Source organism: Acinetobacter sp. CY81, assembly GCF_059515925.1.
Genome location: NZ_JCAKNC010000012.1, coordinates 1 through 14,757, shown reverse-complemented (window position 1 = coordinate 14,757; position 14,757 = coordinate 1). Strand labels below are relative to the sequence as shown.

The following is a 14,757-nucleotide window of genomic DNA, read 5'->3' as shown; positions in this document are numbered from 1 at the left end:
GCCAAGGAGGAGCAATGGACATCCTAATTTGTGATGATGAGCCACTCGCGGTCGAACGTTTATCACGACTGGTGACTCAATTGGGGCATCAAGTCGTTGCAACAGCGCATCATGGTCAGCAAGCAATCGATTATGTCCAACAGTACGAACCAGATGTGGTGTTACTTGATATTCATATGCCTGAAATGGATGGCTTGACTTGTGCACAGCACTTAAATCAAATGCATCCAATGCCAGCAGTGGTGTTTTGTACAGCCTATGATGAGCATGCTTTAACTGCAATTCAGTCTCAAGCAAAAGGATATTTGCTTAAACCCATTGCAAAAATAGAACTAGAACAAGTGTTAGATAACGTCACAAAACTAACGCAGGCCCAATTGTCTCAGCTAGAACAAAAAGAAAATATGGAAGAAAAAGCGCAAAGACAGCAGATTGCTGCAAAAACCTATCGAGGATTGGAACTCATTCCAATTGAAAATATTTATTACTTCTTAGCCGATCAAAAATATGTCACGGTGAGACATAAAAACGGTAGCGTATTAATAGATGAAACGCTTAAAGATTTAGAACAGGAATTTGCGAGTAAGTTCATTCGTATTCATCGAAATGCTCTAATTGCTTTGGATTATTTAGATGGTTTGGAATTGGTTGCATCCGGGCAGTATCAAGTGAGATGCCGTGAACTGGATGAGAAACTTGCCGTGAGCCGTCGTCATTTGCCTATGCTGAGAGAGCGAATTCAAAATTTTTAAATGTATACATCATTCTATGATGAAATTATTTACTTGCATTTTTGATATAGCAGGGTAAGTTTAGGGTGTTTAAAGTTTGGCAGTGCTGAAATGATCAAAACCTTAAAAATCGCAACACGTCAGAGTCCGCTTGCATTGTGGCAAGCAGAACATATTCGTGAGCGATTAGAAACCTTACATGCAGGTCTTAAAGTTGAATTGGTTACCTTTGTCACGCAAGGGGATAAAATTTTAGACACGCCTTTAGCAAAAATTGGTGGTAAAGGTTTATTTGTTAAAGAGTTAGAAGCTGCCTTGCTGGATGGGCGTGCTGACCTTGCCGTACACTCGATGAAAGATGTACCAATGCAGTTACCAGAAGGTTTGGAATTGGCAGTCATTTGTGAGCGTGAAGATCCATTTGATGCTTTTGTTTCGAATCAATTTGCACATTTTGATGATTTGCCTCAAGGTGCAAAATTAGGTACGTCAAGCTTGCGCCGTAAATCTCAAATTTTGAAGCAACGTCCAGATTTAGATGTCATTGATCTGCGTGGAAATGTGGGAACTCGTTTATCGAAGCTCGATGCAGGTCAATATGATGCCATTATTTTGGCGAGCGCAGGTTTAAAGCGTTTGAATCTTCATGATCGTATTCGACATACATTAACTGCTGAAGTGAGTCTACCAGCGGTAGGTCAAGGTGCACTTGGTCTAGAGTGTCGTAGTCAGGATCAACAAGTATTAGATTTGATTATGCCTTTAATGCATCAAGATTCAAATGCATGTGTCCGTGCTGAGCGCGCATTTAATGCTTATTTGGAAGGTGGTTGCCAAGTACCGATTGCTGGTTTTGCAACTTTGGAAAATGATCAGCTACAACTTGAAGGTCGAGTAGGCAGTGTGGATGGTCAGGTTTTATTGCAAGCTCTAGTTTATGGTCATCCAAATGATGCTGAACAACTGGGTGTTGAACTTGCCAAAAAGCTGTTAGATCAAGGTGCTGGTGAGTTACTCAAAGCCCTTTATCAATAAGCCTAAATTATCCTTATGTTGTTTGTAAATACTCGTCCAGATGATCGTGCTCAAGCATTAACAGAGTGTCTTGAGCAGGCAAATTTTACTGTAATTGCTTTACCTGTGTTGGAATTGCGTGCACGACCATTGGATCAATCGCTTAAAGATCTTTATTTAAAATTGAACTCGACTCAAATCATAGTTGTTGTGAGTCCTAAAGCGGTAGAAGTTGGGCTGTTTTATTTAGAGCAGTCGGGACTTTCATTGAGTGATTTGGATCATATCCAATGGGTTGCTGTAGGTAAAAAGACGGCTCTCGCATTGGAGAAATACGGTATTGAAAGCCATATCCCAGATGTCGAGACATCAGAAGGGATGTTGAGTTTACCGCTGTTTGAAGGTTTAAAATCAGATCAAAATGTTGCATTTTGGCGTGGTGAGGGTGGTCGTCAATTTATGATGCAGACCCTTCAGCAACAACAAAGGCAGGTGCTGAATTTTGTATTGTATGAGCGGTTTTGCCCTGAAAGTGCCGAGCAAAATTTTCAAACCTTTTTAAGGTTGGCGAATGACGCTGATGTACCGTATTGGATGTGTATTAGTAGTGAAGCAAGTTGGAAGAATTGGCTGAAACTTTGTGAGCAACATTTAGATATTTTGCGACATTTCCATATTTTGGTTTTAGGTGGGCGTTTGTATCAATTGCTCACGGATGATAAAAAAAATCTCAATATCGATTTTAAAATGACGCGTGTAGGTGATTTAGATCCATCTCTTATTTTGCGTACGATTAATGATTTAAAAAAGGTGCTATGAAGAAAATTCTGTATTTGATTGCCATTCTTATACTCGGTTGGCTGGCTAAGCTGAGTTATGACGTAGTGCTGCTGAAAAATCAATTGCTTGAAACGCAGAATACGTTGCGTAAAAGTGAGCAGACTACAGCACATTTGAATGATCAGTTGGTTTCACTACAGAGAAAATCTATACCTGTAAACTCTTCGCAAACTTATCCGACGATTCAACATCAGCCAGCTGTGACTGAAGTTATAGGATTAAATCCTATTGTTCTAATCAAACAACGATTGGAGTTGGTTGGTTTTGCAGTTCAGCAACAACAATATATTTATGCCATTGAGCAATTAAATGAAACAGATCAGGTCGTTGAGCAAACGGAATTAGCAGAGACTTTGAAATTGGCTTTACACCAAGCTATTGCTCAAGATAAAACAACGATACAACAATACGTTGCATCTCGTGCGATTCAAGAAGAACAATTATCTGAAGCTTTACAGTCGATTGAGCGTTATCTCAAGACGGAAATGCATTCGTCAGAAATCAAGCTTGATCAAGGTTCTGAGCAATCATGGCTAAGTCAGTGGTTTAAGCTTGATCGGGTTGATCAAAATATTCCTTCACTAGTGAATAGAAAACTGATTTTGAAAGAAATCCAATTACGGATGATATTGGCACAGCAAGCCCTTATTCGTGGTGAGCTTTTAGAATATCAATCCATGTTGGATTTAATGATTGTTGAATTAGAGCAACTTCCTGATAGCTACAGTTTGAAATTAAAACAAAGCATGATGAAGCTGAAACAAAGCAAAATGAATCCAGTGCCAAAACTCAGTAGTTTAGCTATTTTGGAGTCATAGTATGAAGCAGATCATCATGGTTTATGCATTGCTTGCATTGTTGCTCTTTGCTTTGATGAGCGTATTAAGCTATGGCGTAGGTGGTGGCTATGTTTATGTGCTTTGGCATGGCGTACAGTTACAGACCAATCTTTGGGTAATCGTTTTTGCAGGACTGTTGTTGAGCTTTCTGATTAAAATGAGCTCGATTGTTTTAAAGCGCTATTTAAAACGAGAGAAAAGAAAAATACAGCATGTTACGCATTTTAAAGACTTACATAGTTATGAACAACTTGGAGTTCTTTGGTTATTGGGTGCAGAAGCACAGGAAGAGCGCTATATTCAACCGACTTTTGGAAATTCGGGTCTCTTGAATCAAACCATTCAGGCAAATTTATTAATTAAAAAAAATCAGCCTATCGATGCTTTAAAAACACTTGAGGCTAGCCCAGCTGATGCCTTTGAACTGGCAGAGCTTCAACGTATCAAAGCATATTTAACTCAGAAAAATGGTGAGCAAGCACTGACCCATCTTGAGTTTCTAAATGGTCATCAATTATCTCCTTGGCTTATAGATTTAAAACACAGCTACGAACAGAAGCTTATTCAATTATGGGGTGTTTTTGCCGTTCAATTTCCATGGATTTATTTAAAATCGACTCAGCATGGCCATTTAGAGGCTGTAGCTAAATACGAGTGGCTTTCTCAATTGTTAAAAGATGTAGAACAAGCATCCGAGTCTGATTTAGATTTATTAAAAAAACGATATTTAGAACAGCAAGACTATATTCAAAGTCTGAATTTTGAGACAAAGATATTATGGCTCAAACTATTATCACGTTTTCCCGATATGGCAGAGCAACATGGCGATTTGGCAATAAAGTTACTCGATGAACGATTTGATCAAGAGGTTTTTTATTTGTGGTTTCAGCAACAATTGTTAAAACAAAACCCAGATTTTTCTTTGGTCGAAAAGCAGATAAATGATTTAGACGTAAAATATCCGAGTATGCCAATATTGTCTTTTGCTTTATGGCATGTATATATCGCAACAGAGCGAGAGCAGGAAGCTTCTCATCTTTTAGAACTTTATCCTGATAATATTATGATGAATTATTTGCGAATTAAGTCGACTTTAAATGGTGATGAATTATTAATTCAACAATTGAATTCAGTTTTTGAAAAAGACAGTAATTTCATCCAAGTTAAAATATGAGTTTAAAATGAAAAATCAAAATTGTGCGGTTGTCTTTGAGCAAAAGGTAGCATGGGGCGATATGGATGCCTTTGGTCATGTCAATAATGTGATCTATTATCGCTATATGGAAAGTGCACGAATTGAATATTTTAATCGATTAAATTTATTTTCTCACCCGATCAATACGGTTGTTTCTTCGAGCCAATGTAAATACCTAAAACCTGTATTTTATCCTGATACGCTACATATCGGTGCGAAGGTTGTTGAGCTGCGAAACTCTGCATTTCGTATGGAATATTATTTATTTAGTGAGAAGCAAAATGACATGGTGGCTATTGGCGAAGCTGTCGTTGTCTGTGTAGATCAAATTGAAATGAAAAAAACTGCAATTCCTGAAGATATTAAAGTATCGATTATTGATTTAGAAAAACAAGTGAATAATGATTTAATTTAGTATTCTTATATTGTGTTTATTTATGTATATCTTTAAATAATCAAGTTGATAATTACTTATAATAAAAATATTATAACTACAGTTATTTTGAAGTTAATTTCTAATAATTATATTATTGAATTCATTTGGAGTATGCATAATGCCAGATATTAGTAATCTGTCAGTTGAAGAATTGAGAAAATTAACAGCACAGGCTGAAGCATTAATCGAATCAAAAAAAGATCAAGCGATTGAAGATGCTTATAATCAAATTATTGAAATTGCAAACTCAGCTGGCCTGACTTTAGAGCAATTTATTGAATATGGTTCGCATAAGCGTAAGAAAACGACGCGTAAATCAGTAGAGCCTCGCTACCGTAATAAAAATAATAGTGCTGATACTTGGACTGGACGTGGTAAACAACCGCGTTGGTTAGTGGCAGAACTTGAAAAGGGTGCAAAGTTGGAAGACTTCCTAATCTGAGCTCCAATGATTTTTATTTAAGTGATTGAATTTTAAAGCCAAGCAAAAATGCTTGGTTTTTTTATCGGCATCAATTGGCGATCCCTAAAATATATGCATAATGGGATAGGTGTTTCATAAGATAAAATAAGACAAGGAATAATAAATTGAGATGGTTGGTAGTTATCACATGCAGATAAAGTCTAAGCAAACAGTTTGGTGGGGAATTGCTGTTGTTGCTTTTCTTGTTTTTGTTATATTGCAAATACCTGCATCTTGGTTGATTTCTAAATTTTATAAAAATAATCAAATTCTTAAAAATGTCAGTGGCAATATTTGGCATGGCCAAGCAGATTGGAAAAAAGGTCAGTTACAAGGATCAGTGGAGTGGCGTACACGTCCATTAGATTTGGTTTTGTTACGTTTAGGTGCGGATTTAAAAATACATAGCGGTCAAACACAAATGGATGCTGTGGTCGCTTATGGATTCGGTAAAACAGTACATATAAAAAATGTAAGTGGTCAAATTTCAGCAGATACCTTGAAAAATGTCATTAATTGGCAATGGCCGACCAATAGTATTCAGCTTCAAGATATTCAATTGAATTTTAATCGTGAAAAAGGTTTTTCTAAAGCGGATGGTGCTTTGCAGTGGGGTGGTGGTCCATTGATTTATAGCTTTGGGCAAAGACAAAATCGTATGGAAGTACCTTCTTTAAAAAGTGTTATAAAAGATGAAGGTGGAAAACTGATTTTGGATGTGCAAGATCAGCGTGGTCAAAAAATGGCAAATCTTAATATTGATCAAAGTCTAATGCTGGACGTGCAATTGACGCAGCGATTATTGCAAAGTGTCCCATCTTATACTGGTAAGGCAGGGTTAGATACCTATGTATTAAGTTCTAGACAGCCTTTGTTAGGTGGGGGATCTTGATGCAAAAGCTGAAAGCAAAATTTGATACGGTATCTTGGAGTCAAGTTGATCGTTTAGCACCCGTGGTTTTACTGATTCTTATTTTGATGTTGTGTTGGAAATTGGCTAGTTTATTTTGGTGGACAATAGCACCGCCTCAATTGATTCAACTTGAACCTGTTAATATTGGATCTCAACAATCTCAAGTACCGAATATTTCTGCATTTTCATTGTTTCAAGAAACAGGTGCGACAGCATCCAGTGCAGATGCCAATTTGGTGATGCAATTGCAAGGTGTATTTGTTGCTTCACCGAGTGCAAATTCATCTGCTGTGATTAAAGTCAATGAGGTTTCGGATCGTTATATTGTCGGTGAAAATATTGAGAGTAGCTCTTACCGATTGTCAGAAGTCTATTGGGATCGCGTGGTTTTACAACAATCAGGTGGTGCGACCAAAGAGTTATTGTTTTCTGGAATTGAAAATTTAAATCAATCTATGTTGCCAGAAGGTGCTCAGCAAAATAGTGCTGCAACACATCAGGCTATAAGTAACCAAGCCCAGCAATCATCACCAAATAGCAATAATAGCCAACAGGCTTTAGGTCAGGCGATTGATCAAATCCAAGAAAATAGAGAACAATATTTAAAAAATATGGGGGTGAATGCTTCCAATGGTCAAGGCTATGAAGTGACGGATCAAACACCCTCAGCTTTACGTAATAAATTGGGTTTAAGATCTGGGGATCGCATTCTTTCTTTAAATGGACAGTCGGTAGGTCAAGGACAATCTGATGTCCAACTGTTAGAACAAGCAAAGAAAGAAGGCAAAGTCAGAATAGAAATAAAGCGTGGTGATCAAGTGATGACCATACAGCAAGATTTGTAATGTGTTCTATTACGAAAAATTATTAGGATAGATAATAAGTTATGGATTTTTGGAATCATAATCGTTCAGTTTTAGCAGCAGTGGCGGCAGTACCTGTTTTGGCTGTCTTAAGTGCATCTGCACAAGCTCAGACGTGGAAGATTAATTTACGTGATGCAGATCTAACGGCTTTTATTAGTGAAGTTGCTGATATTACAGGGAAGAATTTTGCTGTCGATCCGCGAGTCAGAGGTAATGTCACAGTTATTTCAAATAAAGCGCTGAATAAAAATGAAGTTTATGATTTATTTTTGGGTGTTTTGAATGTTAATGGTGTGGTGGCGATTCCTTCAGGGAATTCAATTCGTTTAGTTCCTGACAGTAATGTAAAAAATGCAGGCGTCCCTTATGATCCCTCTAAAAATGCTAGAGGTGATCAAGTCGTTACTCGTGTTATTTGGCTTGAAAACACCAATCCAAATGACTTAATTCCTGCTTTGCGTCCTTTAATGCCTCAATTTGCTCATCTAGCAGCAGTGCAGGGTACGAATGCGCTGATTGTGTCTGATCGTGCTAGTAATATCTTTCAAATTGAAACTTTGATCCGTAATTTGGATGGTACGGGGCAAAATGATATTGAGGCTGTGACTTTGCAGCACAGCCAAGCAGAAGAAATCATTGAACAATTGAGTGCAATTAGTGCAACAGGCTCATCAAAAGATTTTGCAGGTTCAAGAGTTCGTATCATTGCGGATATTCGTACCAATCGTATTGTGCTGAAAGGTGATACCAGTACACGTAAGCGCTTACGTAATATGATTGAAATGCTAGATGTGCCTTCTGCTGACCGTCTAGGTGGGCTGAAGGTTTTCAAGCTGAAATATGCTAGTGCCAAGAACTTATCTGAAATTTTACAAGGACTGGTGACTGGACAATCAGTTCAATCCTCAACGAATAATAGTTCAAACTCTAGTTTCAATAACTCGTCTAATAATTTAACAAATAGTTCAAACGCGAATAGTGCGAGCAATAATTCAATTAATACACCTGCCATCAGCTTGAACAGTGGTAACAATTCTAATAATCAAAACAATATCACCAGCTTTAGTGGTAATGGTGTCAGTATCATTGCAGACAATACACAAAATGCATTGGTGGTGAAGGCGGACCCGCAATTGATGCGAGAAATCGAAGCCGCTATTCAGCAACTTGATACGCGTCGTGAGCAAGTATTAATCGAAGCTGCGATTATTGAAGTTGAAGGTGATGATACTGATCAGCTGGGTGTGCAGTGGGCGATGGGTGATATCAGTAGTGGTGTGGGTTTAATTAATTTTTCCAATGTTGGCTCAAGCTTATCGAGTCTGGCTGCTGGATTTCTTCAGGGCGGTGCGGCGGGCTTGGGTAATGCAATTGGCTCAGGCACATCTGTTGTACTAGGTGATTATAAAGAAGGGTCTGATGGTTCTCGTAAGTTATACGGTGCACTTATTCAGGCTTTAAAAAGTAATACCAATTCAAATTTACTGTCTACGCCTTCAATTGTGACTTTAGACAATGAAGAGGCTTATATTGTCGTCGGTCAAAACGTCCCATTTGAAACTGGTTCTGTGACGACAGGAACGTCGGGTGTTAACCCTTATACGACTTTAGAGCGTAAAGATATTGGGGTGACTTTAAAAGTGACTCCACATGTTGGCGAAGGAGGCTCAGTACGTTTACAGGTTGAGCAAGAGGTCTCTGCGATTGCTGATAAAGGTGATGCGCAAGATTTGGTCACTAGCAAGCGAGCGATTAAGACTTCAGTAATTGCAGATCATGGGCAAACGGTTGTTTTGGGTGGTTTGATTGAAGATAGTGCAAGACATAGTCGTCAAGCTGTTCCTGGATTAGGTGCGATTCCGGGGATTGGTCGTCTATTTAGAGCTGATTCTAAAGGTGTTCAAAAACGGAACTTGTTGGTCTTTATTCATCCTACGATTATTCGTAGCAGTGCTGACTCACAGCGTATAACTCGTCAGAAATACGATCGTTTATATAGCTTGCAATTGGCAATGGATAAAAATGGTAGCTTTGCTAAATTACCGGACAATGTAGATGATATTTATCAACCACGTTTACCCGTATCTAAAACACCAGCGCCAGCTAAACCAACAGTTTACCAAAGTGTCCCATCAGGTGGGAGCAATACAGGCTCAAAAGCGGTAACAACACCTCTCGCTGTTGAACCTATTCGTGTACCAAATGGACAACCTGTGCAGGTGGTTCAACCGAAGCAAGAGGTTGAAAAGACCAAGAATACCGTGACCACAACCACGATTCGCTCTGCATCTTGATGGCATAGGCATAGTAAAATCAAACCAGCATGTTAAGATATTTTAAAATTTGAAGTGAGCAGATCAATATGACTTGGAAATTGCAAACCATTAACGGTGAATTCACTGGTACGGAAATTACAATCGAACGTGATATGTTGGTTGGTCGTCATCAAGAAGCAGATATTGTTTTGGCAGCTGCTGAAATTTCACGTCGTCATGCTGCTTTTTTGCTCAAAGAGCAGGCACTTTATGTTCAAGATTTGAAATCTTCAAATGGTACCTTTGTAAATGATCTTCGTGTTGAAAATGAAGCTTTGCTGAAAGATGGTGATATTGTTCAATTTGCGAGTTTGAAATTTTCAGTCCTTGCCCCCGCTGTTATTCAGGCTGAAGCTGTTAAACCAGAAGTCATTGTGCAGCCTGCAGAAGCTGTTGCAACTTCAGAAATTTCATTTGCACAAGTCGATTTAACAAATCAGGCTGAATCGACTGAAGCAATTAAGGTGAAAGAGCAAAATGACACTTCGATTGTAGAGGATGTGATTGCTGAGCCAGTTGTAGTAGAAAAATCGGTCGCAGAAAAAATGAATGATCAAGGTATGCCTGATCTGAAAGAGCGCGATACTAATGTGAAACTTTCGCCTGAAGGTATGCCACAGAATGTAGGTATTCCAAAACCTGCACCGATTCCTGCCGATGTAGATCTGAATGCAAAACCAATTCGCCATGAAGAGTGTGAAGTAGATATTCCTGTAACTTGTGTAGAGCAAGAAAAGGAAACGCAAAAGAATGCAACTATTGGATTAATGGCACTGCTTGCAATTATTTTTGTCGCTGTAATTGCATGGTTTATTTTTAATTAAGCCTTGTTGAGTGATGAAAGATCAAGGCATGCATTACGCATGCCTTTTATCTATCTAGTGAATGAAAAGCTTTAGGAAAACAAAAATGTCGATAGCAAAACTTGATCAGCGTGACTTAATTTTATTTGATTTAGATGGAACCTTGGTTGATTCGGCATTTGATTTGTATCGTGCAATGAATATGAGTCTCAATGTGCTTGAGCTACCACTTGTCACTGAACTACAGGTCAGAACATGGATTGGGAAAGGGACTTCTTTATTTTGTGAGAGTGTTTTAAAGCATCTCACGGGTCAGGTTAAGCCTGAACAGCATCAACTGTTACTCGAGACTTTTCTGGAAATTTATAATGCGGAACCATGTGTGGATACTCAGCCCTTTCATGGCATTATCGAATTTTTGGACTGGGCTTCTGCACAACAAAAAACTTTAATTTGTGTGACCAATAAGCCTGAACGTCCTGCACAAAAAATTCTTGAAGTACTCAAGATGGATCATTATTTCGCAGATGTGATCGGTGGTGACCGATTTGAAGTGCGTAAGCCTGATCCTAAGCCACTTTTACATTGTGTTGAGGCTTTTGATACAACACCTGCTCAAACTTTAATGATTGGTGACTCAAGTAATGATGTAGAAGCTGCACGACGTGCGGGTATCGATTGTATTGTGGTCAGCTATGGCTATAATCATGGCGAAGATATTCAGCTTTGTCATCCGCAGCAAGTGGTTGATGATTTAACGGCATTACTCATTTAAGCGAAATTATGCAAAAGAAGTTTGTGGGTTAAATTTGGCTTTAGTCAAAGATGGTTGATTATTAAAACTGAAAGCTAAATCTTTTAGAAGCTTTATTTTTGAAAATAATGTTAGAAGGGAAGAGGGATGGAAAGTAAAAGCATTTTTCGATGGCGTTGCTAAGTTAGACATCATTTTATTTAACTTAGATCTATTGAAAACTTAAGAGATATTCCTCATGACCACTCAAATTCAATTCCAACAATTACAATCACAAGGCTATAACCTTATTCCTGTGTATCGCCAGCGTTTAGCTGATACAGATACACCTTTATCTGTTTTTGCGCGTTTAAAAGAACACCAGCAAGCCTATTTATTTGAATCTGTAGAAGGTGGTGAAAACTGGGCGCGCTATTCGATTATTGGATTAGGAGAATCAACCGTTTTTTCATGTAATGAAGGACAGTTGACGATTCAGCAAGCGAATGGTTCTGTAGAAACTCAAGCTTGTAGTGATCCTTTTCAATATATCCGTGATTTTCAGTCACAGTTTAAAGTGCCGACCCAAAAAGAATTACCAAACTTACCGAGCTTTACGGGTGGTCTTGTAGGTTACTTGGGTTATGACTCTGTTCGCTATATCGAGCCACGTTTGAAAAATGTACCACAGGCCGATCCTGTGGGGATTCCTGATCTATGGTTGATGTTATCAAAAACAGTCATTGTATTTGATAATCTAAAAGACACTTTATTTATTATTGTGCATGCAGATACTCAAGATGAGGATGCATTCATTCAAGCACAGACCAAACTCGATGATATAGAAGCATTACTGGCTACACCGATTAGCTTACAAGCGAAGAAACACACCCCACCACATTTCGAGTCGCTTACAGGCAAAGAAAAGTATTTAGAATCGATCGAAATCGTCAAGGAATACATCCGTGCGGGGGATGTGATGCAAGTTGTCCCTGGGCATCGTATGGTCTCTGACTTCGATGGTGATCCATTACAGGTGTATCGTGCCCTTAGACATCTTAATCCTTCTCCATATTTATTCTTAGTGCAGGGGAGAACGCTGGGTGATAACAAACCATTCCATATTGTAGGTTCTTCTCCTGAAATCTTATCTCGTTTAGAAAATGGTATTGCCACTGTGCGTCCATTGGCGGGAACCAGACCACGTGGAAAAACCAAAGAAGAAGATTTAGCTTTAGAGCAAGATTTGCTGTCTGATGAAAAAGAGATTGCAGAGCACTTGATGTTAATCGATTTGGGTCGAAATGATGTTGGTCGTATTTCTAAAATTGGAAAGGTGCAAGTCACTGATCAAATGGTGATCGAACGATATTCGCATGTCATGCATATTGTTTCAAATGTACAGGGTGAAGTACGTGACGATGTTGATGCTTTGGATGTTTTTAAAGCAACTTTCCCTGCCGGGACGCTTTCAGGTGCACCAAAAATTCGTGCAATGGAAATTATTGACGAAGTTGAGCCAGTAAAACGTGGAATTTTTGGTGGGGCTGTTGGTTATTTAGGTTGGCATGGTGAAATGGACATGTCAATTGCGATTCGAACCTGTGTAATTCGTGAAAATAAGGTCTATGTTCAGGCTGGAGCAGGGCTTGTTGCGGACTCAAATCCTGAATCTGAATGGAATGAAACTCAAATAAAAGCTCGCGCAGTGATCAAAGCGGTTGAATTATCGTCAAACGGATTGATTTTGTGAGTTTTTAGCGTTTTTTTTGAAAAAAACACTTGCACGGATTTCAAGTTTTGCTAAACTGCACACCGTTCCGATACGAAACGTATCAAACACTAAGAAGCGCCGGCATAGCTCAGTTGGTAGAGCAACTGACTTGTAATCAGTAGGTCCACAGTTCGAATCCGTGTGCCGGCACCATCTTGGAAAGTTTGAGAAATTAAGTAAAAGAATAACACTGAAAGTAAGTGTAAAAATGGTGAGGTTCCCGAGCGGTCAAAGGGGGCGGACTGTAACTCCGCTACGAAAGTTTCGAAGGTTCGAATCCTTCCCTCACCACCAATTTTTAAGACTTCAATAAGTGGATGTACCAACATCGTGCGGGAGTAGCTCAGTTGGTAGAGCGGCAGCCTTCCAAGCTGCATGTCGCGAGTTCGACCCTCGTCTCCCGCTCCATTGAAGCGAAAATTTTGCTCTTATAGCTCAGTGGTAGAGCACTCCCTTGGTAAGGGAGAGGTCTCGAGTTCAAATCTCGATAAGAGCTCCAGATTACAGTTTAGTGATTTTTATCACAAAGTTAAATAAAGCAGGCTATTTAGTCTGCTTTTTAAGTATTCAGGGTGTCTATTTTTTAGGCGATTAGTCGATTTTAGCAATCTAAGAATTGTGTCGACGTAAACGAGGAGAATCTCATGGCTAAGGCTAAGTTTGAACGTAATAAGCCACACGTTAACGTGGGCACAATTGGTCACGTCGACCATGGTAAAACAACTTTAACAGCTGCGATTGCAACTGTTTGTGCTAAACAATTCGGTGGCGAAGCGAAAGACTACGCTGCAATTGACTCTGCACCTGAAGAAAAAGCACGTGGTATTACAATTAATACTTCACACGTTGAGTATGACTCAGTTATTCGTCACTACGCACACGTAGACTGCCCAGGTCACGCCGATTATGTTAAAAACATGATTACTGGTGCTGCTCAGATGGATGGTGCGATCCTTGTATGTGCTGCGACTGATGGTCCAATGCCACAAACTCGTGAACACATCCTTCTTTCTCGTCAGGTAGGTGTACCTTACATCGTTGTATTCTTAAACAAATGCGACCTTGTTGATGACGAAGAGCTTCTTGAATTAGTAGAAATGGAAGTTCGTGAGCTTCTTTCTACTTATGATTTCCCAGGTGATGATACTCCAGTTATCCGTGGTTCTGCTCTTCTTGCACTTAACGGTGACCAAGGTCAGTACGGCGAGCCAGCTGTAGTTGCTCTTGTTGAAGCGCTTGACTCTTACATTCCAGAGCCAGAGCGTGCTATCGATAAAGCATTCCTTATGCCAATCGAAGACGTATTCTCTATCTCAGGTCGTGGTACAGTAGTAACTGGCCGTGTTGAGTCTGGTATCGTTAAAGTAGGCGAATCAGTTGAAATCGTTGGTATCCGTGATACACAAGTAACTACAGTTACTGGTGTTGAAATGTTCCGTAAATTGCTTGACGAAGGTCGTGCTGGCGAGAACTGTGGTGTACTTCTACGTGGTACTAAGCGTGAAGACGTTCAACGTGGTCAAGTATTGACTAAACCAGGTGCGATCAAACCGCATACTAAATTCGATGCAGAAGTATACGTACTTTCTAAAGAAGAAGGTGGTCGTCATACTCCATTCCTTAACGGTTACCGTCCACAGTTCTACTTCCGTACAACTGACGTAACTGGCGCTATCGCTCTTCAAGATGGCGTTGAAATGGTTATGCCTGGTGACAACGTAGAAATGTCAGTAGAATTAATCCACCCAATCGCAATGGACCCAGGTCTACGTTTTGCGATCCGTGAAGGTGGTCGTACAGTTGGTGCTGGTGTTGTTGCTAAAGTAACTGCATAA

At 39.4% G+C, this 14,757-nt stretch carries 14 protein-coding genes and 4 tRNA genes; all 18 read left to right on the top strand.

From position 1 onward, the window contains the following. The first annotated feature begins 14 nt into the window (after window positions 1-14). The 18 genes from AC5YDM_RS12550 to tuf all read left to right on the top strand — a co-directional run bounded on the left by AC5YDM_RS12550 (window position 15) and on the right by tuf (window position 14,757). Window positions 15-752, top strand: a complete 738-nt coding sequence (locus tag AC5YDM_RS12550; protein ID WP_496152425.1) for a LytR/AlgR family response regulator transcription factor — start codon at window positions 15-17, stop codon at window positions 750-752. Between the two features lie 93 nt (window positions 753-845). Beyond that, complete coding sequence (gene hemC, locus AC5YDM_RS12545; RefSeq protein ID WP_496152492.1) at window positions 846-1,766, top strand: hydroxymethylbilane synthase; 921 nt, start codon at window positions 846-848, stop codon at window positions 1,764-1,766. A 15-nt stretch (window positions 1,767-1,781) separates the two neighbouring features. Next, window positions 1,782-2,564 carry a uroporphyrinogen-III synthase gene (locus AC5YDM_RS12540; protein WP_496152424.1) on the top strand — a complete coding sequence of 261 codons (783 nt, stop codon included), beginning with the start codon at window positions 1,782-1,784 and terminating at the stop codon, window positions 2,562-2,564. After that, on the top strand, window positions 2,561-3,403 hold the full coding sequence (locus AC5YDM_RS12535) for a hypothetical protein (protein WP_496152423.1): 843 nt from the start codon (window positions 2,561-2,563) through the stop codon (window positions 3,401-3,403). Before AC5YDM_RS12540 ends, AC5YDM_RS12535 begins: the two co-directional genes overlap by 4 nt. Window position 3,404: 1 nt before the next feature. Further along, window positions 3,405-4,598, top strand: coding sequence for a heme biosynthesis protein HemY (locus AC5YDM_RS12530; protein WP_496152422.1), 1,194 nt, complete (start codon window positions 3,405-3,407; stop codon window positions 4,596-4,598). A gap of 7 nt (window positions 4,599-4,605) precedes the next feature. Beyond that, the gene (locus AC5YDM_RS12525; RefSeq protein WP_496152421.1) at window positions 4,606-5,034 is read left to right on the top strand and encodes an acyl-CoA thioesterase; all 429 of its coding nucleotides are present in this window, start codon (window positions 4,606-4,608) and stop codon (window positions 5,032-5,034) included. Window positions 5,035-5,170: 136 nt separating this feature from the next. Further along, window positions 5,171-5,497 carry an H-NS histone family protein gene (locus AC5YDM_RS12520; RefSeq protein WP_496152491.1) on the top strand — a complete coding sequence of 109 codons (327 nt, stop codon included), beginning with the start codon at window positions 5,171-5,173 and terminating at the stop codon, window positions 5,495-5,497. 169 nt (window positions 5,498-5,666) lie between these two features. After that, window positions 5,667-6,410, top strand: a complete 744-nt coding sequence (gspN, locus tag AC5YDM_RS12515; protein WP_496152420.1) for a type II secretion system protein N — start codon at window positions 5,667-5,669, stop codon at window positions 6,408-6,410. Then, window positions 6,410-7,276 (top strand): type II secretion system protein N, encoded by an 867-nt coding sequence (locus AC5YDM_RS12510; protein WP_496152419.1) that lies wholly within the window; start codon window positions 6,410-6,412, stop codon window positions 7,274-7,276. Before gspN ends, AC5YDM_RS12510 begins: the two co-directional genes overlap by 1 nt. 41 nt (window positions 7,277-7,317) lie before the next feature. Beyond that, window positions 7,318-9,591 (top strand): type II secretion system secretin GspD, encoded by a 2,274-nt coding sequence (gene gspD / locus AC5YDM_RS12505; RefSeq protein WP_496152418.1) that lies wholly within the window; start codon window positions 7,318-7,320, stop codon window positions 9,589-9,591. Window positions 9,592-9,659: 68 nt separating this feature from the next. Then, the gene (locus AC5YDM_RS12500) at window positions 9,660-10,436 is read left to right on the top strand and encodes an FHA domain-containing protein (protein ID WP_496152417.1); all 777 of its coding nucleotides are present in this window, start codon (window positions 9,660-9,662) and stop codon (window positions 10,434-10,436) included. An 85-nt stretch (window positions 10,437-10,521) separates the two neighbouring features. Continuing rightward, window positions 10,522-11,190 carry a phosphoglycolate phosphatase gene (gene gph / locus AC5YDM_RS12495; RefSeq protein WP_496152416.1) on the top strand — a complete coding sequence of 223 codons (669 nt, stop codon included), beginning with the start codon at window positions 10,522-10,524 and terminating at the stop codon, window positions 11,188-11,190. 217 nt (window positions 11,191-11,407) lie between these two features. After that, window positions 11,408-12,901: an anthranilate synthase component I gene (trpE, locus tag AC5YDM_RS12490; protein ID WP_496152415.1), complete on the top strand. Its 1,494-nt coding sequence runs from the start codon at window positions 11,408-11,410 to the stop codon at window positions 12,899-12,901. Window positions 12,902-12,999: 98 nt separating this feature from the next. Beyond that, window positions 13,000-13,075: transfer RNA gene (locus AC5YDM_RS12485), tRNA-Thr, on the top strand. Window positions 13,076-13,132: 57 nt separating this feature from the next. Next, a tRNA-Tyr gene (locus tag AC5YDM_RS12480) sits at window positions 13,133-13,216 on the top strand. A 38-nt stretch (window positions 13,217-13,254) separates the two neighbouring features. After that, window positions 13,255-13,330 (top strand) — tRNA-Gly (locus AC5YDM_RS12475). Between the two features lie 16 nt (window positions 13,331-13,346). Then, a tRNA-Thr gene (locus AC5YDM_RS12470) sits at window positions 13,347-13,421 on the top strand. Between the two features lie 145 nt (window positions 13,422-13,566). Further along, window positions 13,567-14,757: an elongation factor Tu gene (gene tuf / locus AC5YDM_RS12465; RefSeq protein WP_496151238.1), complete on the top strand. Its 1,191-nt coding sequence runs from the start codon at window positions 13,567-13,569 to the stop codon at window positions 14,755-14,757.